Genomic DNA, 20,249 nt, shown 5'->3' with positions numbered 1-20,249 from the left:
GCCGCCGTCGTCGCGCCCGCGAATGGCTCAAGTCATTTCGCCGCCAGGGTTTCCCCTGCTTCTCCTCACCAGAAAACATCCTAATATCAATGAGTTAAAACTAACTAATTCATCAATTAGTCAGGTGCCTATGCCCCAGACCGCGCGTTCACGAATGGGTCGCCGTCCTCATCCGCAGGACTTCGACGCACGCGAACATCTGCTCGATGTCGCGGTGGCGCTGTTCGCCGAGCGCGGTATCGCCAACACGACGGTTGCGCAGATCGCCGCGGCGAGCGGCGTCACGTCCGCGATGGTGCACTACTGGTTCCAGACGCGCGAAAAGCTGCTCGACGCATTGGTCGAGGAAAGGCTCGTCGCCGCGTTCGGCGCGATCTGGGACCCGGTCGATCCCGAACACGACGATCCGCTCGCGCTGACGCAAGGCATCGTCAAACGCATGTTCGATGTCACCGAAACCATGCCGTGGCTGCCCTCGCTATGGCTGCGCGAAATCGTCAACGAAGGCGGCCTGCTGCGCGAGCGCGCGTTTGCGCACATCCCCGTGCAAAAGCTCGCCGCGTTCGGCCAGAGCATCGCGCGTGGCTGCGCATCGGGTCAGTTGAACCCGCGGCTCGAACCATTGCTGCTGTTCAACTCGGTACTTGCTCTCGTGATGCTGCCGCAGGCAACCGCCAGAATCTGGCAGCGCCTGAATCCGCGCACCTCGTTCGATCGCGCGACGCTCGAACGACACGTGTTCGCGTTGCTCACGCAAGGCATCAGCGCAACCGCGGCGGCCAAGGCCACAGGCACGGCCGCGTCGACGGTGCGCCGGGCGAAAAGGCAGCCGTCATGACGGTGCTCGCCAACTCGTCCGGACGCGCCGCGTTGCTTGCGCTCTGCATCGCGTGCGCGAGCTGTTCGCGACCAGCGGCGAACACGTGGCAAGGTTATGTGGAAGGCGAGTTCCTGTACCTCGCGTCTTCGCAAGCGGGACAGTTGACCGAGCTCGCGGTGTCGCGCGGGCAGACCGTCGCGCAGAATGCGCCGCTCTTCGCGCTCGAAGCGCGCAACGAAACCGAGGCCGTGGCACAGGCCAACGAGCAACTGGCCTCGGCCCGCGCCCAACTGGCCGACCTTGGAACCGGTAAGCGTCCGCCGGAAGTCGACGTAACGCGCGCGCAACTCGTGCAAGCCGAAGCCGACGCGGCGCGCGCCGCGACGCAGTTCCGCCGCGACGAACAGCAACTCGGCGCGGGCGGCATCGCGCAAAGCCAGCTCGACGACTCGCACGCGAACGCGCTGTCGAGCGCCGCACGCGTGCGCGAGCTGCAAAGCCAGCTCACCGTCGCGCGTCTGCCCGGACGGGTCGAACAGGTCCGCGCGCAACAGGCGCAGGTCGATGCGGCGCAGGCCCAGCTCGGCCAGGCCCAATGGAAGCTCGATCAGAAAACCGTGCACGCGCCGCACGCGGGCCTCGTGTTCGACACCATGTATCGCAGCGGCGAATGGGTGCCGGCCGGCAGCCCCGTCGTGCGCATGCTGCCGCCGGAAAACGTCAAGGTGCGCTTCTTCGTGCCCCAAGGGGTGGTCGGCTCGCTCGCGCCGGGCCGTCGCGTATCGATTCATTGCGACGGTTGCGCCGCCGACGTACGAGCCGTGCTCAGCTTCATTTCCGACCAGGCCGAGTACACGCCGCCGGTGATCTTCAGCAACGAAAGCCGCGCGAAGCTCGTGTTCATGGTCGAAGCCAGACCCCAGATCGCCGACGCGCCGAAGCTGCGGCCCGGCCAGCCCGTCACGGTCACGCTGCAATGAATTCCCCCGCGACCTCCGGTAAGCCGAGCGACCCCGTATACGCGATCGACGTGCACGGGTTGAACAAGCATTTCGGCTCGAAGCACGTGGTCGACGACGTCACGCTGCGCGTGCAGCGCGGCGAGATTTTCGGCTTTCTCGGCCCGAATGGCAGCGGCAAGACCACCTGCATCCGCATGATGTGCGGGCTGCTGACGCCGGATTCCGGCAGCGGCACCTGTCTCGGCTACGACATCGTGCAGGACAGCGCGCAGATCAAGCGGCGCACCGGCTATATGACGCAGCGCTTCTCCTATTGGGAAGATCTGTCGATCCGCGAAAACCTCGACTTCGTCGCGCGCATCTACGAGATGAAAAACCGCCGCGAAGCGGTGGACCGTGCGCTCGAACAGCTTGGCCTTCAGAGCCGCGCGAAGCAACTGGCCGGCGCGCTGTCGGGCGGCTGGAAGCAGCGTCTGGCGCTGGCCGCCTGCATGCTGCATGAGCCGGAACTGCTGCTGCTCGACGAACCGACCGCGGGTGTCGACCCGAGCGCGCGTCGCGACTTCTGGGAAGAGTTGCACCGCCTTGCGGCACGCGGCATCTCGGTGCTCGTCAGCACGCACTATATGGACGAAGCGGAACGCTGCCACAAGCTCGCCTATATCGCGTACGGCAAGCTGCTCGCGCAGGGCACGTCGAAACAGGTCATCGATTCGCAAGGGCTCGTGACGTGGGCCGTGTACGGCGCGAACCTCGTCGAGCTCGGCGACCGGCTGCGCCGCTCGCCCGGCGTCGAGCAGACGGTGGCGTTCGGTTCGTCGCTGCACGTGAGCGGTCCCGACACGCCGGAACTCCACGCGACGATCGACCAGCTGGGTCACTCGGACCCGGCGCTGCGGATCGAAAGACAGGAAACCGGCCTGGAGGACGTGTTCATCTTCATGATGAACCGCTCGACCGACAATTACGCCACCCCTTCCGCGAAGCCGGCATCGTGAATTCCGCACGCCGCCTTCCGCGTTTTTCGCTGATGCGTTGGTGGAGCATCGTGCGCAAGGAGTTTTTGCAACTGAAGCGCGACCGCATCACGTTTGCGATGATGATCGTCCTGCCGATCATGCAGATGGCGCTGTTCGGCTTCGCGATCAATACCGACCCCAAGCATCTGCCGACCGCCGTGATCGCCGCCGATCACAGCGAATTCACGCGCAGCTTCGTGATGGCGATGCGCAATTCCGATTACTTCGACATCGTGTCGACGCTGCCCGACGAAGCGTCCGGCCGCCGCGCGCTCGCGCAGGGCAAGGTGCTGTTCGTGCTGAACGTCCCCGTCGGTTTCACGCGCGATCTGGCCAAGGGCGCGCGGCCATCGCTGCTCGTCGAAGCCGACGCGACGGACCCGACCGCGGTGGGCACCGCGCTTGGCGCGCTGCCGTCGATCGCGCAATCCGTGTTGCAGAAAGACCTGACGGGTCCGTTGTCGTCGCTGGCGGTCGGCCCCGCCGCTTTCGATGTTCTATTGCACCGGCTGTACAACCCCGAGAGCATCACCCAGTACAACGTGGTGCCCGGCCTGATGGGTGTGATCCTGACGATGACGATGGTGATGATGACGGGCCTTGCGATCACGCGCGAACGCGAGCGCGGCACGATGGAAAATCTGCTCGCCACGCCGGTACTGCCGCTCGAAGTCATGACCGGCAAGATCGTGCCCTACGTGGCGATCGGTCTGGTTCAGGTCAGCATCATTGTCGCGGCGGCGCGCTTCGTGTTCAACGTGCCGTTCGAAGGCAGTCTGATCGCGCTGTATCTGTCCGCCCTGCTGTTCGTCGCGGCCAATCTGACGATCGGCATTACGCTGTCGTCGCTCGCGCAGAACCAGTTGCAGGCCATGCAGCTGACGATGTTCTATTTTCTGCCCAACATCCTGCTGTCGGGCTTCATGTTCCCGTTCGCGGGCATGCCGAACTGGGCGCAGTACATCGGCAACCTGTTGCCGCTCACCTACTTCAACCGGCTCGTGCGCGGCATTCTGCTCAAGGGCGTCGGTTGGGCCGACATGTGGCCGCACGTGTGGCCACTGCTGATCTTTCTGTTCGTCGTAATGGGTATCGCCGTGAAGTTCTATCGGCGCACGCTCGATTGAGGAAGGCCTGCAATGTGTTCCGCTCCTGGCTTTCGTGTCGTGGTATTTCGCCGCGCGGCTTGTTGGTCCCAGCGTCCCGCCATGCGCCGGCTCGCCGGCTTCTGCGCAAGCGCGGCATTGTGCGCGTGCACCGTCGGCCCGGATTTCCATCGACCCGACATGACCAGCGTGTCGAGCTATACGGCCGCGCCGCTTGCGGCAAGCACCGTCGCATCCGACGGTCCCGGCGGCGCCGCGCAACACTTCGTGCCGACGGATGTACCCGGCGACGGCTGGTGGCGTGCCTTCGGCTCGAGGGTGCTGAACGCGCTCGTGCAACAGGCGCTCGACGACAGCCCGACCCTCGCGCAAGCCCGCGCGAAACTCGACGAAGCGCAGCAGGACTATCGCGCGCAGGCGGGCGGCACGCTATGGCCGCAAGTCGACGCGAACCTGTCGACCACGCGCGAGAAAATCGATCCCGAGGCGCTCGGCTTCGGCCAGCTGACGCAGGGCCGCTCGTTTGCGCCGTTCACGCTGTACAGCGCGCAGGTCACGGTGTCGTACACGCTCGATCTGTTCGGCGCGAATCGCCGCGCGCTCGAAGCGGTGGCCGCGCAGGTCGACTATCAGCAATACGAACTCGAAGCCGCGCGTTTGACGGTCGCGGGCAATGTCGTGACGGCGGCGATCCGGCGCGCGTCGCTTGCGCGGCAGATCGCCGTCACCGAAGCGCTGCTCGCGAACCAGACGCAGCAACTCGATATTGCTGAACACCGCTATCGCGCGGGCGGTATCTCCGAGGTCGATCTGCTGAGCCAGCGCACGCTCGTGCAGCAAACCCGCGCGACGTTACCGCCGTTGCGCACGCAGCTCGCGCAGACCGATCACCTACTCGCGATCTATCTGGGACGCGCGCCGGCGGAACTGAGCGCCACGCACGAACTCGCCGCGCTCGACCTCGATACGCTCGTGCTGCCGGCCGATCTGCCGCTGACGTTGCCGTCGACGCTCGCGCAGCAGCGGCCCGACATTCGCGCATCCGAGGCGCTGTTGCATCAGGCGAGCGCGAATATCGGCGTCGCGACCGCGAACCTCTATCCGCGCATCACGCTGTCGGGCAACGCGGCGACCGAACGCGTCAACGTGTCCGACCTGCTGACGGGCTTCAACGTGTGGAATTTCGGCGCGGGTCTCACGCAGCCGCTGTTTCACGGCGGTGAGCTGCTGGCGCGCAAGCGTTCGTCCGAGGCGGCCTGGCAAGCGGCGCTCGCGGTCTACAAGCAAACCGTGCTGCAGGGACTGCAACAGGTCGCCGACGCGCTGCGCGCGCTCGATCAGGACGCGCTTGCGTTGCAGGCGCTCGATGCGGCTCAACGCAGCGCGCAACGCAGCGCCGGTATCGCGAGTCAGCGGTATGCGGCAGGCGGCATCAGTCAATTGACGCTGCTCGATACGCAGCGCCAGGCATTGCAGACCGGACTCGATCGCACCAAAGCCGCCGCGCAGCGTTATGCCGATACCGCCGCGCTGTATCAGGCGCTCGGGGCGCGGCCCTGAGTCATCGGTTTGCCGCCGCGTCGCGCCGCAGCCTGTTCAGCACGAGGTACGCGAACGAGCCGATCACGATGCCCCAGAACGCGGAGCCGAGTCCGAGGAATGTCATGCCGGATGCGGTCGCGAGAAACGTGATGACCGAGGCCTCGCGATGGTCTTCGTCCTGGATCGCGCCCATCACGTTCGTCGTGATGGCCCCGATCAACGCGAGGCCCGCCAGAATCGCGACGAACTCCTTCGGCAGCATCGCGAACAGCGCGACGATCGCGCCGGCGAACGTGCCACCGAGCAGATAGAACACGCCGTTCGCAATCCCCGCGATATAGCGCTTGTCCGGGTCGTCGTGCGCATCCTTGCCGGTGCACAGCGCCGCGGTGATCGCGGCGATCACGATCGTGATGCCGCCGAAAAACGCCACGCCGATCGAGGCGATGCTCGTCGCGGTGATGATCGGCCGGGCCGGCGTGTGATAGCCGGACACGCGCAGAATCGCCATCCCCGGCAGAAACTGCCCGGTCAGACTGACGACCACGAGCGGCAACGCAAAACTCAGCGTCGAACTCAGCGTCCATTCGGGTTTGATGAAGATCGGCCGCGTGACTTGCAGCGGCAACGCGCTTAGGTGCGCGGCGCCGAGCGCGATGGCGAGCACCGTTCCCGTCAGCAGCACGAGCACGATGCAATAGCGCGGCAGCAGGCGCCTGAACACGATGTACGCGCCGATCATGCCGAACGCCAACGCGGGCATCGACGCCACCGCCTTGAACGCATGCGTGCCGAACTGCAGCAGGATGCCTGCCATCATCGCGCAGGCGATGCCCTTCGGAATGCTGCGCACCATCCGGTCGAAATAGCCCGATACGCCGATCAGCAGGATGATCACGGCCGCGGTGAGGTACGCGCCCACCGCCTGATGCAGCGTCAATGCGGGAAATAGTCCGACGAGCAGCGCGGTGCCGGGCGCGGACCAGGCGGTCACGACCGGCACTTTCAGCTTCCAGCTCGCGAAGATGCCGGAGGCCGCCGCGCCGATCGAGATGCCCCATACCCACGACGCGACCATCTCGTTGGGCAGGTGGGCCGCTTGCGCCGCCTGGAAGAAGATCACGAGCGGGCCCGCGTATGAAATCAGCACGGCCAGAAAGCCGGCCACGATGGCGGACACGGACCAGTCGGCCGCAACGGCGCGCGTGGTCGGCGCCTGGCTAGGGGTGGGATTCATCGTCGATGTGGGTCAAGGCGGCCCGCTGTTGTTGACGCGCGCCCGGCGGCGCGTGTCAACACAAGTCACCGCAAGTCACCGGAGTCGTTCCGGGCCGATAGTATGAAGGACAATCGCCGCGCGGCCTATCGGCACGGTTCGGCGCCCGCCGCTCGCTAGCCCAGATCGCCGCCGCCGACCGGCAGCACGGTGCCGGTGATATACGACGCTTCATCGGAAGCGAGGAACAGGATCGCGCCGACCTGTTCGTCGATCGTGCCGTAGCGATGCATCAGGCTCGACGCGATCGTCTGATCGACGATGCCCTGATACCACGTCGCTTCGTGATCGCTTTGCGGCGCCGTATTGCGCGGCACGCGGCGCGGCGGCGCTTCGGTGCCGCCGGTCGCGACCGCGTTGACACGGATGCCGTGTCCGGCATGTTCGAATGCGAGGCTCGCGGTCAGCGCGTTGACGCCGCCCTTCGACGCCGCATACGGCACGCGATAAATACTGCGCGTCGCAATCGACGATACGTTGACGACTGCTCCGCTCGCGCGCTTGAGCATCGCGGGCAACACCGCGTGGCAGCACCACAGCGTCGGGAACAGCGAACGCCGCACCTCGGCCTCGATCTGCTCCGCTTCATATTCCTCGTACGGCTTCGCCCAGATCGTGCCGCCGACGTTGTTGACGAGCGCGTCGATGCGGCCGAACGCATCGATCGCGAAGGCCGTCATCGCCGCCGCGCCCGCATACGTTTCGAGGTCGGCGATGAACGCGCGCGCGTCGCCGCCGGCGCGCGCAATCTCGTCGGCCACCTCGTGCACGATCGGCGAACGGTCGACCAGCACCACAGCCGCGCCCTCACCCGCCGCGCGCAACGCGACGCCACGGCCGATGCCCTGGCCAGCGCCGGTCACGACGAGCACCTTGTCCTTGAAGCGATCGATAAAGGTCGAAGTCATGCTACGTTGCTCGCCGAGAATTTTTCGTAGTAGAAGCTCGCGGGCTCGACGCTGCTGTCGCGCAGCCAGCCCTGCACCGCTTCGACCATCGCAACCGGGCCGCACAGGTAGACATCGACGTCGCCGTCGTTCAGCCATTCGCGGTCGACGTGCGCGGTCACGTAGCCCTTGCGCGCGTGACTGCTCGCGGAATCGACGACACAGGTGCGATAGCTGAAGTCTGGCAGCGTGCGCTGCGCTGCTTCGATCTGTTCGAGCGCAACCAGATCGATGTCGTTGGTCACGCCGTACACGAGGCGCACCGGCTGCGTGTTGCCGCTCGCTTTCAGCACATCGAGCATCGACAGGAACGGCGCGATGCCGGTGCCGCCCGCGAGGAACAGCACCGGACGTTGCGGGTCGCGCAGATAGAAGCTGCCATACGGGCCCGTGAGGCCGATGCGCTGCCCCGGCTGCGCGTCGCGGCTCAGATAGCCGCTCATCTTGCCGTCCGGCACGTTGCGCACGACGAACGCCGCGCGCGTCACGCCCGGCGCCGAACTGAACGAATACGACCGGCTCTCGCCGCTCGCGCCCGGAATCTCGACGTTCACGTACTGACCCGCGAGAAAGCTCGGTGCGCTCGCGCCGTCGATATCGATCGAGAATTGAATCGTCGAATCCGACAGCGGCTCGACCGCCGCGAGCGTGCCTTCGAAACGCGACACGCCGGTCTTGCACGCCGCCGATGACGCCTGCACGCGAATCACGAGGTCCGAGCGCGGCCGGGTCTGGCACGCGAGGATATAGCCCTTGCCCGCTTCCTCAGCGGTCAACGCGTCCTCCACGTAGCTCGACTCGGGCATGTCGTACGCGCCCGATTCGCACAGCCCGCGACACGTGCCGCACGCGCCTTCACGGCAATCGAGCGGAATGTTGATCTTCTGCCGGTATGCGGCGTCCGACAGCGTTTCATTGTCGCGGCAGTTGATGAAGCGCGTGACGCCGTCTTCGAACTGAAGTGCAATAGTGTGTTCCATGGCCTGTCTCCTGCAACCGCGCCGGCTAGATGTGGTAGATGTCGATGACCTGATTGATGTAGTCGTTCTTCAGCACGACGTACTTGCTCAGGATTTGCGGCTGCGCGCCGTTGAAGTCGATCACGTAGCGCGACATGCCGAAGTAGCTGTAGTTCGTCCTGTAACGATGGCTCAGCGTGTGCCAGTTGAAGCGCACCGTGTACACGCCGTTGTCCTCGCTCTCCACTTCGACGTTGGCGACGTTGTGGCTCGTGCGCGTGTCGGGCATCGTCGCGCTAGAACGTTCGGTCTTGATGCGGAACACGCGGTCTTCCAGACCCTGGCGGTTCGGATAGTAGATCAGCGAAATTTCGCGCTGCGGATCGGTGACGAGCTTGTCCTCGTCGTCCCACGACGGCATCCAGAACGACGCGTCCGGGTGATAGCAGGCGAGCCACTCGTCCCATTGCTCGTCGTCGAGCAGGCGGCTTTCGCGGAACAGGAAAGCCTGAATATCGGTGATGGCGATGTTGCTCATGCGCGGCTCCGCGGCGCATGCAGCGCCTTTTTCATCGTGTCGATCCAGTAGCGGTGCTGCACCGTGTAGAGGCCCTCGTCCTCGGTCTTTACACCGCTCATCACCGGCTTGAGGCCGATCTTTTGCGCGGCTTCGTCCGCGCCGTCGATCCAGTGCTTCGAACCGCGGCACATGTCGTTCCATTCGACAGCGCGGCCTGCGTAGCCCAACTGGCAGGCGCGGAATTCCTCGAGGTCGTCGGGCGTTGCCATGCCGCTCACGTTGAAGAAGTCCTCGTATTGACGGATGCGGCGCGAGCGCGCTTCGTCGGACTCGCCCTTCGGCGCGATGCAGTAGATCGTCACCTCGGTCTTGTTGACCGACAGCGGTCGCAGCACGCGAATCTGCGAACCGAACTGGTCCATCAGATACACGTTCGGATAGAGGCACAAGTTGCGCGAGTTCTGGATCATCCAGTCCGCGCGCTCGGTGCCGCAGCGCGCGGCGAATTCGTCGCGGCGGCTGAAGTTCGGCCTGTCTTCGGGATTCGTCCAACGCGTCCACAGCAGCATGTGACCGTACTCGAACGCATAGAAGCCGCCGCCCTGACGGCCCCAGCTGCCGGCATCCATCGCGCGGATCTTGTCTTCGCGCGCGTTCTCTTCCTTGCGATGATTGGTCGTCGCCGCGTAATTCCAATGCACGGCCGACACGTGATAGCCGTCCGCGCCGTTTTCCGCGGTCAGCTTCCAGTTGCCTTCGTACGTGTACGTCGACGAGCCGCGCAGCACTTCGAGGCCCTGTTCCGACTGGTCGACGATCATGTCGATGATGCGCGCGGCCTCGCCGAGGAACGTCTCGAGCGGCGGCACGTCGTCGCTGAGGCTGCCGAACAGGAAGCCGCGATAGTTGCCGAAGCGCGCGAGCTTCTTCAGGTCGTGCGAGCCTTCCTTGTTGAAGCAGTCGGGATAGCCCGCGCCCTCGGGGTCTTTGACCTTCAGCAGCTTGCCGCTGTTGTTGAAGGTCCAGCCGTGGAACGGACACGTATAAGTTGCCTTGTTACCGCGCTTGTGGCGACACAGCATCGCGCCGCGATGCGTGCACGAGTTGATGAACGCGTTCAGCTCGCCCTGACGATTGCGTGCGATCACGACCGGCTGACGGCCCATGTAGGTCGTGAAGTAATCGTTGTTGTTCGGAATCTGGCTCTCATGAGCCAGGTAAATCCAGTTGCCCTCGAAAATGTGCTGCATTTCGAGTTCGAACAGACGCTCGTCGGTAAACGCGCTGCGATGCAGGCGGTAATCGCCGCGCTCGCGGTCTTCCACGAGAAAGTCGTCGATGTTCTTCAGTTGCGGAGTGTGATCCGGGTAGATCGGAATCATGCCTGTCTCCTGATTCGGACTGTCGGTATGCGTGCGATGCACGCGTATAGGAAGCGGCCTGCCTGCCGGGAGGCCGGTGGCCGTTGGTCTTTTCACGTCGGGGGAGCGGAGGCGGTGCGCCTCCGGGATGGCGTCAGGGCGTCGCGCGCATGCGGTCGACCTTGGTGGACAACCCCTTCATCAGGGTTGCGATTTCAGCATGTCTCATTGCTGCTCCTGAACTCGTTGCTGGTCTTGGATCCATGTGCGAGGGTTGGCCTGCGCCGTCTCCCCGGGGCCGGGCGAAGCTTCGGACCGGGCCCGGGCGTCAATGCCCGGGAGGTATAATTTTTGGGGCGTCTACGGTAACTGAAGGATAGTTCTACGCCATTTGCATCGTCCAACACTGATTTAGTATCGCGACGATACTTAGAAGGTATTTCTATGGAACTGCGCCATTTGCGCTACTTCGTGGCCGTCGCCGAGGAATGCAATGTCACGAGAGCCGCCAAACGGCTGCACATTGCGCAACCGCCGCTGAGCCGGCAGATCCAGCAGCTCGAGGAGACGCTCGGCGTGCAGCTGTTCGAGCGCAACTCGCGGCCGCTGAAGCTGACCGAGGCCGGCCGCTTCCTGTATTCGCACGCGGTCCAACTGCTCGCGCAGACGTCGGAAATCGAGGCGATGACGCGGCGCGTCGGCAAGATCGAGCGCAGTTTGTCGGTGGGCTTCGTCGGCTCGACGCTGTACGGCATGCTGCCGAAAATCATCCGCCGCTTTCGCACCGAGAACAGCACCGTCGAGCTGAGCCTGCACGAGATGTCGACGATGGATCAGATCAAGGCGCTCAAGGAAGGCCGCATCGACGTCGGCTTCGGCCGCATTCGTCACGAAGACCCGAGCATCCGGCGCGTCGTGCTGCGCGAGGAGCGGATGATCGTCGCGCTGCCGCTCGATCATCCGCTGATCGACGCGAAGCCGGTGCTGTCGCTGCACGACCTGACCAGCGAAACCCTGATCATCTTCCCGAAGGCGCCGCGGCCGAGTTTCGCGGATCAGGTGCTCGCCGCGTTTCACGATCGCGGCCTGAAGCCACAGCGGCTCTACGAGACGCGCGAGTTGCAGATCGCACTCGGCCTCGTCGGCGCGGGCGAAGGCATCGCGATCGTGCCGGCGAGCGTCTACGGCTTGCAGCGCGGCGACGTCGCCTACAAGGACCTCGACGATCAGAACCTCGTGTCGCCCATCATCATGAGCATGCGCATGCTCGACGAATCGGCCGACATCCGGCGCATGCTCGAACTGATCTACGCGCTGTACGACGAAGAGCACATGACCTATCTGCCGCCTTCGCATCAGTAGTGCGGGTTGCTGTTTCGCCGGCTCGACGGCCAGGCGGACGTTGCCGTAGCGAAGTTGTATGGACAAGATATCAACCACGATATAGACCGCGGGTATACGCCAAAATTCGCGACTGCGTCCGCAGCCCTTCAATCAGCCTGTCTCGCCTATCTACAAACGCTTACAAGCCTATTCTCCGCTCCTCCGCGCGCGCCCGTAGGCACTAACCCCGATTGCCGCTCGTTGCCTGTCCGGGATAATTTGTCTATACAACATCGCACCTCGCAGTAGCCCTCCCGGAGACTTTATGAAGAAACTCGCCTTGTCCCTCGCCCTCGCGCTCGCTGCCAGCGGCGCCTTCGCCAAAGATTGGTCCACGGTCCGCTTCGGCGTGGATGCGAGCTACGCGCCGTTCGAATCAAAAGCGACCGATGGCAAGCTGGTCGGCTTCGACGTCGACCTCGGCACCGAAATCTGCCGCCGTCTGAACGCGAAGTGCGTGTGGGTCGAGCAGGACTTCGACAGCATGATTCCGGCACTGAAGGCGAAGAAGTTCGACGGCGTGCTGTCGTCGATGTCGATGACGCCGCAACGCGCTGAGCAGATCGCCTTCTCGTCGAAGCTGTTCAACACGCCGACGCGCCTCGTCGCGAAGAAGGGCTCGGGCATCCTGCCGACCGCTGAATCGCTGAAGGGCAAGACGGTGGGCGTCGAAGAGGGCACGATCCAGGAAACCTACGCGAAGACCTACTGGGAACCGAAGGGCGTGAAGGTCGTGCCGTACCAGAATCAGGACCAGGTCTATACCGACCTGCAGTCGGGCCGTCTGGACGCAGCGCTGCAGGACGCGGTGCAGGCTGACCAGGGCTTCCTGAAGACGCCGCGCGGCGCGGGCTTCGACTTCGTCGGCAAGGACATCGACGATCCGAAGATCCTCGGCAACGGCGCCGGCATCGGCATGCGCAAGGAAGACGCCGATCTGAAGACGAAGCTCGATAAGGCGATCGCCGACATGATCAAGGACGGCACCTACAAGAAGATCGAGAAGAAGTACTTCGACTTCGACGTGTACGGCGGTTAAGCCCGCGCCCGACCCCACGAGCCCGCTTCAAGAGCCCGCTTCATGAGCCCGCTCCAACCGATAGGACACTCCCATGCTCTTTCAAGGCTTCGGTCCGCTGCTTCTCGCGGGCACGTGGGTAACCATCAAGCTCGCGGTGCTGTCGCTCGCGGCGTCGTTTGCGCTCGGACTTCTCGGCGCCGCCGCGAAGCTGTCGACCAACCGCGTGCTCTCGCGCATCGGCACGTTGTACACGACGCTGATCCGCGCCGTGCCCGATCTCGTGCTGATGCTGCTGCTGTTCTACAGCATCCAGATCTGGCTCAATGATCTGACCGACGTGTTCAGCATGGAGCAGATCGATATCGATCCGTTCCTCGCCGGCGTCATCACACTGGGCTTCATTTACGGCGCGTATTTCACCGAAACCTTCCGCGGCGCGTTTCTCGCCGTGCCGCGCGGACAGATCGAAGCCGGCTTCGCCTATGGCATGAGCGCGCGGCGCGTGTTCGCCCGCATCCTGTTCCCGCAGATGATGCGCTTCGCGCTGCCCGGCATCGGCAACAACTGGCAGGTGCTCGTCAAGGCCACCGCGCTCGTGTCGATCATCGGTCTCGCGGACGTGGTCAAGGCATCGCAGGACGCCGGCAAGAGCACGCAGTCGTTCTTCTTTTTCACGCTGACGACCGGGGCCATCTACCTCGCCATCACCACCATTTCGAACCTGGTATTGAACCGCCTCGAGAAGCGCTACTCGACCGGCGTACGGAGGGCCGCGTTGTGATCGAACTGATTCGTCAATACTGGCAGAACTACCTGTTCACCGACGGCTTCAACTACACCGGCCTCGTCATCACGCTGTGGCTGCTGGTTGCGTCGATCGTGCTGGGTTTCGTGCTTGCCGTGCCGCTCGCGATCGCGCGCGCGTCGCGCAACCGCTACCTTTCCGGACCCGTGTGGCTTTACACCTACGTGTTCCGCGGAACACCGTTATACGTTCAGTTGCTGCTGATCTACACGGGCCTCTACAGTCTGCATTTCGTCCATTCGCACCAGATGCTCGACAGCTTCTTTCGCAATGCGATGAACTGCACGCTGCTCGCATTCGCGCTGAACGAATGCGCGTACGCGACGGAGATCTTCGCCGGCTCGATCCGGGAGACCTCGCACGGCGAGATCGAGGCGGCCCAGGCTTACGGCATGTCGAAGTTCAAGCTGCATACGCGCATCATCCTGCCTTCGGCGCTGCGGCGCGCCCTGCCCTCGTACAGCAACGAGGTGATTCTGATGCTGCACGCGACGACCCTCGCGTTCACCGCGACGGTCCCCGACATTCTGAAAGTGGCGCGCGACGTCAACTCCGCGACCTACGCGACGTTCCAGGCGTACGGCATCGCGGCGATCCTGTATGCGTCGATCGTGTTCGCGCTGATCTGGGGCTTTCGCAAGATGGAAGTCCGTTTGCTGGCTTATCTGAAACCGCAAGGGCATTAAACCCGGGCGCATTCGCGCCATGATGGAGCACACGAGCATGTACAAGCTGACGGTCGACGACCTGCACAAAAAGTTCGGCGACAACGAGGTATTGAAGGGCGTCTCGCTGAAGGCGAAGGCGGGCGACGTGATTAGCCTCATCGGGTCGAGCGGCTCCGGGAAAAGCACCTTTCTGCGGTGCATCAACTTTCTCGAATCACCGTGCTCCGGCCGCATCACGCTGAACGGCGAGGAAATCAACACGAGCGCCGACCGTAACGGCTCGCTACGCGTGACCCATCCGAAACAGTTGCAGACGATGCGCACGCGTCTGTCGATGGTGTTCCAGCATTTCAATCTGTGGGCGCACATGACGGTGCTCGAGAACATCATCGAGGCGCCGATCAGCGCGCTGGGATTGAGCCGCGCGCAAGCCGAAGAGCGTGCTCGCAAGTATCTGACCAAGGTAGGCTTGCCGGCCAACACGGAGAAGAAATATCCGTCGCATCTGTCGGGCGGTCAGCAGCAGCGCGTCGCGATTGCCCGCGCGCTGGCGATGGAACCGGAGGTGATGCTGTTCGACGAGCCGACCTCAGCGCTCGACCCCGAGCTCGTCGGCGAAGTGCTGCGTGTGATGCAGGCACTCGCCGAAGAAGGCCGCACGATGATCGTCGTCACGCACGAGATGGGCTTTGCGCGCAACGTGTCGAATCATGTCGTGTTCCTGCATCAGGGCAAGATCGAGGAGCAAGGGCATCCGCAACAGGTGCTGACGAATCCGCGTAGCGAGCGGTTGCAGCAGTTCCTGGCGGGGCGGTTGAAGTAGCGGCGGCGGGGTATGGCGCATCGTTCAGCCTCGCGCCTTATCCCGAATCATCTCCAGAACGACTGCGCCACTCACCAGATTGCACTGGTCTCCGCGCTGTTCACAGATACACCGAGTGTTCGCTCTCTCCCTCCGGCAACCGCGCAGGCGCCAATCGGCTCGACCGTTAGTCGCGTTTTCGAGTCGTCAACCGAGCGGCGATATTTCTGGCCACTCGCGCCCGATATACTCCCTTCACTCCTGAAGTCTTTCAGCCACGGGCGGCCACTCAGACCATGAAAGCAACGGACCTGGAACAGCGCATCCTCAAACAATCGCTGCTTTGCACCGTGATGATCGCCGGACTCGGCATCGCGGTCGGGATTCTCAGCGGCTCGCTGGCGATCATCTTCGATGGGATGTTCTCCGCGCTTGACGCCGCGATGTGCAGCCTGTCGCTGCTCGTCACCCGCCTGCTGCGGCAGGAGAGCAGTCGACGCTTTCAGCACGGCTTCTGGCACATCGAGCCGCTCGTGCTCGTGTTCAACGGCAGTCTGCTGTCGGTGCTGTGCTTTTACGCATTCATCAACGCGATCAAAGGGCTGCTCGATGGCGGCCACGAGCTCGAGTTCGGCTGGGGCATCTTCTACGCAGTGGTGGTTGCCGCGTTCGCCTTCGTCATGTTCTTGCGCGAGCGGCGCGTGAATCGCGCGATCGACTCCGAACTGATCGGGCTCGACATCAAGAGCTGGCTGATGTCGGCGTGCATCAGCGCGGCGCTGTTGCTGGCATTTTCGATTGCATGGCTGCTGGAACGAATCGGGCACGGCCACCTGACGCCGTACATCGACCCAGGCGTGCTGGCAGTCCTGACGCTCGTCCTGATTCCGGTGCCGATCGGAACCGTGATCGGCGCGGTCAAGGAAGTGTTGCTGATCACGCCGCCGGAACTGGAGCGCGAGTTGCGCGACCTGATGCGGCAACTGACCGCCGACTATGGCTTTGTCAAGCACTCGCACTATGCGACGCGCGTCGGCCGGGGTCTGTTCGTCGAAGTGCACATCGTGTTGCCCGAGGCGATGGAGCACGCCGGCGTGCGTCAGCTCGATCAGATCCGCGACAGGATCTCGCGCGCGATCGGCGAATCGGGCCCGGACCGCTGGCTGACGGTCGCGTTCACGCGCGACCCGCGCTGGTTGTGACGCCATTCGAAACATCACGGATCAGCGCACCGTGAGCGCCCACGCCATCGAAAGCGAACAACGCATCGATGTCTTTCGCGGTTAGTCCCCGAACGGGTTGCCGGTGTCTTTCACTTCGGTATTGAGGTTGTATTCCGCACGCACGGCCTTGAGTACCGCCTCGATGTCGCGCTCGAAACCGACCGCGTTGCCGAAGTGGGTCATGTTCCAGTTGCAGCCTGTCTTGTCAGCCTCTTGCAACTGCGGTCGCGGCACACGAATCTTGACGCCATCCTCGACGATTTCCGGCAGTCGATGGATTCGCCGGTCGACTTCCTGCTGAAGCTGCGATGCATTGAGCGTCTTGCGCATCATCACAGGTCTCCTTCTGGTTGCTCGAGCAAGTCTAGCGCTGGCGCCTTGGTTCGTCGGCATGCGTCAGTATTCGGTACACGACAATCACGAAATGTTGGCTCCGAAGCGTCGCAGCGGGTCAAAGTGTATGGCGGCTCCCACCATCTCAGCTCACTTCGTGACTGTCGCAAAAGCAGTCAACGCAAAACCGCCCTGCCGACAGCAGTCTTCCCTGACCGCCCCCTACGTCGGCACGACCATTGCTTGCCAAGACTGCGTCAACCGGAGATAGCCATGATGCGATGTTTTGCGGACTTCGCTCCCAAGCATGCGGTTCGCGGCAGTGCAGCCGTACTGGCTGCCGCCGTACTCATAGCACTTTGCGGGACGGGTATTGCGGCATTCGCTGGACTGCTTCCGCAATCCGATGGGGTAGCGATTGCGGTGACTGCTACGCCGTTGGACGAACTGCAGACCACGATGATGATTCTTATCGAATCCGGTCTCGCCGAGACTTCCGTCACTTCCGATTAAGCTCGCACGCACGCTTGGTTGACGAGCAGTTTGATGAAGTACCGCTTCGCCAGGTAGCTAGTGCGAATCGCCTCCTGTTCACTGGGAAAATCCGCACGTTCATCAAGCGTTGCCCGAAAGGTGAGCGGAGGGTGCTCACCCCTTGCTCTAGTGGCACAGCAGCCAGCCTATTTTTATCGTGTCAGTCCGGGATTTCCGGCTCGACCAGCTTGGCCAGTTGCGCAAGCGACTCCTGCCAGCCGAGGTAACACATTTCGACCGGAATCATCTCGGGAATGCCTTCCTGCACGATGCTCAATTCGGTTCCACACGACACCTGCCGCAATGAAATGGTGGTATGCATCTGACCGGGCAGATTCGGATCGTCGAATTGATCGGTGTAACGAATCTTTTCGAATGGCACGAGTTCGACGTACTCGCCGCCGAACGAGTGACCCTTGCCCGAGCCGAAGTTATGAAACGACATCCTGTAGCTGCCGCCGACGCGCGCATCCATCTGATGCACGTCGCAGGTAAAGCCATACGGCGGCAGCCATTTCGCCATCGCGGCGGGATCGAGGAACGCGCGATACACACGCTCGGGCGTCGTGCGCAAAACGCGGTGGAATTTGACGGTTCCGGTAGCCATGGTAAGTTCGCCTTTCACTGGAGGGGTTGAACATACTCTCACGACGCTCCCGCGTTGCGGGAATCGACACGCACGAGACCAGGCAAAACCCGTAGGCGGCACCGACACGAGCCGTCGCATCTGCTGCTTTCGCTTGCTTGCTTTTCGCCTGAGATGGATTGTTCTTGCAACAGCGATAAAGGAAGGTCATGGGCATCGACTCGACGAATCAAACCGGCATCAAAGCTTTCGTATTCGATGTGTTCGGAACCGTGGTCGACTGGCGCAGCGGTGTCGCGCGCGAAGCACAACCGTTTCTGAAGCGGCACGCGCCGGATCTCGACGTGTCCGAATTCACGGATGCGTGGCGTCGCGAGTATTCGCCCGCGATGGAAGAAGTGCGCAGCGGACGCAGACCGTATGTGCGGCTCGACGTACTGCACCGCGAAAACCTCGTCAAAGTGCTCGCGCATTTCGGCATCGCCAACGCTTCGGAGCCGGAGATCGATGAGCTGAACCTCGCCTGGCATCGTCTGGACCCCTGGCCTGATGCCGTCGACGCTTTGCATCGACTGAAGCGGCGCTTCATCATTGCGCCACTCTCGAATGGGAACATTCGCCTGATGATGGACATCGCAAAGCGTGCCGGTTTGCCGTGGGATGCCATTCTCGGTGCCGAGGTCGTCCGCGCTTACAAGCCCTCGCCACGGGTCTATAGCGAAACGGCGGAGATTCTCGCCCTCGCGCCGCGCGAACTATGCCTCGTTGCCGCACATAACAACGATCTCGCCGCGGCCCGACGCGTCGGCCTCAGCACCGCTTTCGTAGGGCGGCCAACGGAGCATGGTCCCCATCAGACGAGCGATCTGAAGGCAGACGAGGCGTGGGATTTCGTCGTCGACGACCTGCACGAACTCGCGACGCAACTAGGCTGCGCGCGCTGACGCCAGCCCACGTAAAGCAACATACTGCAGCAGCATGATCGTCTTGCCGTCGACAATCTCGCCATCGTCGATTGCTCGCAACGCGGTTTGCAACGGCATTTCGATCACTTCGACATCTTCGCCTTCGTCCTCCACGCCACCGCCATCGTTCACCCGCATCGAAGCGTCATACTCGCCGACATAGAAATAGAGCTTTTCGGTCACGGATCCCGGGCTCATGTAGGCCTCGAAAATCTTGTGGACCCGATCCACGCGATACCCCGTTTCCTCCTCCACTTCGAGCCGGATGCGTTGTTCCGGCAAAGCGTTGTCGAGCAATCCGCCCGGCGCTTCGATCATCATCCCGTCGTGACCGTTCACGAACGCAGGCATGCGGAATTGTCGCGTGAGTATCACGTGGCCGGTGCGTGGACTGTGCAACAGGATCGTGGCGCCGTTGCCGCGATCGTAGGTCTCGCGGTTCTGGCGCTGCCATGTGCCGTCACGGCGCAGGAAGTCGAACGTCACCTTCTTCAGCGTGTACCAGTCGTCCGATAGCAAGGTCGTTCCGACCATGCGAATCCGGTCTTTCGTTGCAGTCATGGTGCCTCCCGTCGACGAGCCACAAGGATTCATGGTACCGTGCAATTTCGTGCAATTTCAAGATGTTTCGTGCAAACAGTGTTGACGACCCAACGCAAGAAGGCGATCCTCGACGAACTCGCGCGCAACGGCCAGGTGCTGGCCGGCGAACTGAGCGCGGCGTTTGGGGTGTCGGAAGATACGATCCGCCGCGATCTACGCGAGTTGGCCGCACAGGGGCGGCTGCAGCGGGTTCACGGCGGCGCGTTGCCCGCGTCGGCCGCGCTCGCGTCATTCGAGCAGCGTCAGGACATCGAGACCGCCGCCAAGCGGCGCATCGCGCGGCGAGCGGTCGAGATGATCGCGCCGGGGCAAACCGTGATCGTCGACGGCGGCACCACGTCGGCGCTACTGGTCCAGGAACTGCCGTCCGACCTGCACGCGACCATCGTCACGCATAGCCCGAGCGTCGCCACGGCGCTTGCCGCGCATCCGTGTGTCGACGTGATCCTGATTGGCGGGCGGCTCTACAAACATTCGATCGTCGCCGTCGGCGCCGCGGCGATGGAAGGCATTGCGCGCATCCATGCCGATCTGTACTTCATGGGCGTGACGGGTGTGCATCCGAGCGCGGGCCTGAGCACCGGCGACTTCGAGGAAGCGGCGATCAAGCGCGCGCTTGCCGCGCGCGCGGCGGAAACGGTCGTGCTGGCTTCCGCGTCGAAACTGAACGCCGCGTCGCCGTTCGTGATCGGCGATATCACGCTCGCGCAGACCATCGTGGTCGACAAGAAGACCAGCGCGGCATCGACGAAACCGATAGAAGCGGCGGGAGTGACCGTGGTGCGGGCGTAGGGGTATCGAGGTCGACACCCGG

General features: G+C 63.3%; 22 protein-coding genes. 14 read left to right on the top strand and 8 right to left on the bottom strand.

Features of this window, described 5'->3' with window-relative positions:
• Nucleotides 1-154: 154 nt before the first annotated feature.
• The 5 genes from OKW43_RS34885 to OKW43_RS34865 all read left to right on the top strand — a co-directional run bounded on the left by OKW43_RS34885 (nucleotide 155) and on the right by OKW43_RS34865 (nucleotide 5,467).
• Nucleotides 155-838 carry a TetR/AcrR family transcriptional regulator gene (locus OKW43_RS34885; protein ID WP_187637619.1) on the top strand — a complete coding sequence of 228 codons (684 nt, stop codon included), beginning with the start codon at nucleotides 155-157 and terminating at the stop codon, nucleotides 836-838.
• Nucleotides 835-1,800 (top strand): HlyD family secretion protein, encoded by a 966-nt coding sequence (locus OKW43_RS34880; RefSeq protein WP_429452933.1) that lies wholly within the window; start codon nucleotides 835-837, stop codon nucleotides 1,798-1,800. The genes OKW43_RS34885 and OKW43_RS34880 overlap by 4 nt, the downstream gene beginning before the upstream one ends.
• Nucleotides 1,797-2,780 (top strand): ABC transporter ATP-binding protein, encoded by a 984-nt coding sequence (locus tag OKW43_RS34875; protein ID WP_429452931.1) that lies wholly within the window; start codon nucleotides 1,797-1,799, stop codon nucleotides 2,778-2,780. The genes OKW43_RS34880 and OKW43_RS34875 overlap by 4 nt, the downstream gene beginning before the upstream one ends.
• Nucleotides 2,781-2,812: 32 nt before the next feature.
• Nucleotides 2,813-3,928 (top strand): ABC transporter permease, encoded by a 1,116-nt coding sequence (locus tag OKW43_RS34870; protein ID WP_187637672.1) that lies wholly within the window; start codon nucleotides 2,813-2,815, stop codon nucleotides 3,926-3,928.
• An 81-nt stretch (nucleotides 3,929-4,009) separates the two neighbouring features.
• Nucleotides 4,010-5,467: an efflux transporter outer membrane subunit gene (locus OKW43_RS34865; protein ID WP_429452929.1), complete on the top strand. Its 1,458-nt coding sequence runs from the start codon at nucleotides 4,010-4,012 to the stop codon at nucleotides 5,465-5,467.
• A 1-nt stretch (nucleotide 5,468) separates the two neighbouring features.
• Here OKW43_RS34865 and OKW43_RS34860 read toward each other — a convergent pair whose 3' ends face one another.
• The 5 genes from OKW43_RS34860 to benA all read right to left on the bottom strand — a co-directional run bounded on the left by OKW43_RS34860 (nucleotide 5,469) and on the right by benA (nucleotide 10,533).
• On the bottom strand, nucleotides 5,469-6,686 hold the full coding sequence (locus tag OKW43_RS34860; RefSeq protein WP_429452927.1) for a benzoate/H(+) symporter BenE family transporter: 1,218 nt from the start codon (nucleotides 6,684-6,686) through the stop codon (nucleotides 5,469-5,471).
• Nucleotides 6,687-6,841: 155 nt separating this feature from the next.
• A complete protein-coding gene (locus OKW43_RS34855) occupies nucleotides 6,842-7,633 on the bottom strand; it encodes a 1,6-dihydroxycyclohexa-2,4-diene-1-carboxylate dehydrogenase (protein WP_429452925.1) in 792 nt (263 codons plus the stop codon).
• A complete protein-coding gene (benC, locus tag OKW43_RS34850; protein WP_187637625.1) occupies nucleotides 7,630-8,652 on the bottom strand; it encodes a benzoate 1,2-dioxygenase electron transfer component BenC in 1,023 nt (340 codons plus the stop codon). The genes OKW43_RS34855 and benC overlap by 4 nt, the downstream gene beginning before the upstream one ends.
• Nucleotides 8,653-8,677: 25 nt before the next feature.
• On the bottom strand, nucleotides 8,678-9,169 hold the full coding sequence (gene benB / locus OKW43_RS34845; protein ID WP_429452923.1) for a benzoate 1,2-dioxygenase small subunit: 492 nt from the start codon (nucleotides 9,167-9,169) through the stop codon (nucleotides 8,678-8,680).
• A complete protein-coding gene (gene benA / locus OKW43_RS34840; RefSeq protein WP_187637627.1) occupies nucleotides 9,166-10,533 on the bottom strand; it encodes a benzoate 1,2-dioxygenase large subunit in 1,368 nt (455 codons plus the stop codon). Before benA ends, benB begins: the two co-directional genes overlap by 4 nt.
• Before the next feature lie 423 nt (nucleotides 10,534-10,956).
• Between benA and OKW43_RS34835 the strand changes: the two genes are divergently transcribed.
• The 6 genes from OKW43_RS34835 (at nucleotide 10,957) to OKW43_RS34810 (ending at nucleotide 16,393) form a co-directional block, all read left to right on the top strand.
• A complete protein-coding gene (locus tag OKW43_RS34835) occupies nucleotides 10,957-11,874 on the top strand; it encodes a LysR family transcriptional regulator (RefSeq protein WP_187637628.1) in 918 nt (305 codons plus the stop codon).
• Nucleotides 11,875-12,160: 286 nt separating this feature from the next.
• On the top strand, nucleotides 12,161-12,934 hold the full coding sequence (locus OKW43_RS34830; protein WP_429452920.1) for an ABC transporter substrate-binding protein: 774 nt from the start codon (nucleotides 12,161-12,163) through the stop codon (nucleotides 12,932-12,934).
• Nucleotides 12,935-13,007: 73 nt separating this feature from the next.
• Nucleotides 13,008-13,697, top strand: a complete 690-nt coding sequence (locus tag OKW43_RS34825; RefSeq protein ID WP_187637630.1) for an ABC transporter permease — start codon at nucleotides 13,008-13,010, stop codon at nucleotides 13,695-13,697.
• A complete protein-coding gene (locus OKW43_RS34820) occupies nucleotides 13,694-14,407 on the top strand; it encodes an ABC transporter permease (RefSeq protein ID WP_187637631.1) in 714 nt (237 codons plus the stop codon). The genes OKW43_RS34825 and OKW43_RS34820 overlap by 4 nt, the downstream gene beginning before the upstream one ends.
• A 37-nt stretch (nucleotides 14,408-14,444) precedes the next feature.
• Nucleotides 14,445-15,212 carry an ABC transporter ATP-binding protein gene (locus OKW43_RS34815; RefSeq protein WP_429452917.1) on the top strand — a complete coding sequence of 256 codons (768 nt, stop codon included), beginning with the start codon at nucleotides 14,445-14,447 and terminating at the stop codon, nucleotides 15,210-15,212.
• A 275-nt stretch (nucleotides 15,213-15,487) separates the two neighbouring features.
• Complete coding sequence (locus tag OKW43_RS34810) at nucleotides 15,488-16,393, top strand: cation diffusion facilitator family transporter (protein ID WP_429452915.1); 906 nt, start codon at nucleotides 15,488-15,490, stop codon at nucleotides 16,391-16,393.
• Nucleotides 16,394-16,474: 81 nt separating this feature from the next.
• On the opposite strand, the gene OKW43_RS34805 is transcribed toward OKW43_RS34810, so the two are convergent.
• Nucleotides 16,475-16,747 (bottom strand): hypothetical protein, encoded by a 273-nt coding sequence (locus tag OKW43_RS34805; RefSeq protein ID WP_187637634.1) that lies wholly within the window; start codon nucleotides 16,745-16,747, stop codon nucleotides 16,475-16,477.
• Nucleotides 16,748-17,020: 273 nt separating this feature from the next.
• Between OKW43_RS34805 and OKW43_RS34800 the strand changes: the two genes are divergently transcribed.
• The gene (locus tag OKW43_RS34800) at nucleotides 17,021-17,260 is read left to right on the top strand and encodes a hypothetical protein (RefSeq protein ID WP_187637635.1); all 240 of its coding nucleotides are present in this window, start codon (nucleotides 17,021-17,023) and stop codon (nucleotides 17,258-17,260) included.
• A gap of 181 nt (nucleotides 17,261-17,441) precedes the next feature.
• On the opposite strand, the gene OKW43_RS34795 is transcribed toward OKW43_RS34800, so the two are convergent.
• Nucleotides 17,442-17,888: an SRPBCC family protein gene (locus OKW43_RS34795; RefSeq protein WP_187637636.1), complete on the bottom strand. Its 447-nt coding sequence runs from the start codon at nucleotides 17,886-17,888 to the stop codon at nucleotides 17,442-17,444.
• A 188-nt stretch (nucleotides 17,889-18,076) separates the two neighbouring features.
• On the opposite strand from OKW43_RS34795, the gene OKW43_RS34790 reads away from it, so the two are divergent.
• A complete protein-coding gene (locus OKW43_RS34790; RefSeq protein WP_187637637.1) occupies nucleotides 18,077-18,811 on the top strand; it encodes a haloacid dehalogenase type II in 735 nt (244 codons plus the stop codon).
• Here OKW43_RS34790 and OKW43_RS34785 read toward each other — a convergent pair.
• A complete protein-coding gene (locus OKW43_RS34785; protein ID WP_187637638.1) occupies nucleotides 18,794-19,393 on the bottom strand; it encodes an NUDIX domain-containing protein in 600 nt (199 codons plus the stop codon). The genes OKW43_RS34790 and OKW43_RS34785 overlap by 18 nt on opposite strands.
• A 78-nt stretch (nucleotides 19,394-19,471) precedes the next feature.
• Between OKW43_RS34785 and OKW43_RS34780 the strand changes: the two genes are divergently transcribed.
• On the top strand, nucleotides 19,472-20,227 hold the full coding sequence (locus tag OKW43_RS34780) for a DeoR/GlpR family DNA-binding transcription regulator (RefSeq protein ID WP_187637673.1): 756 nt from the start codon (nucleotides 19,472-19,474) through the stop codon (nucleotides 20,225-20,227).
• Nucleotides 20,228-20,249 lie beyond the last annotated feature (22 nt).

The organism is Paraburkholderia sp. WC7.3g, assembly GCF_050436345.1.
GTDB lineage: Bacteria > Pseudomonadota > Gammaproteobacteria > Burkholderiales > Burkholderiaceae > Paraburkholderia > Paraburkholderia podalyriae.
The sequence above is the reverse complement of the archived record's forward strand: the minus strand, read 5'-3'. Positions and strand labels throughout refer to the sequence as shown.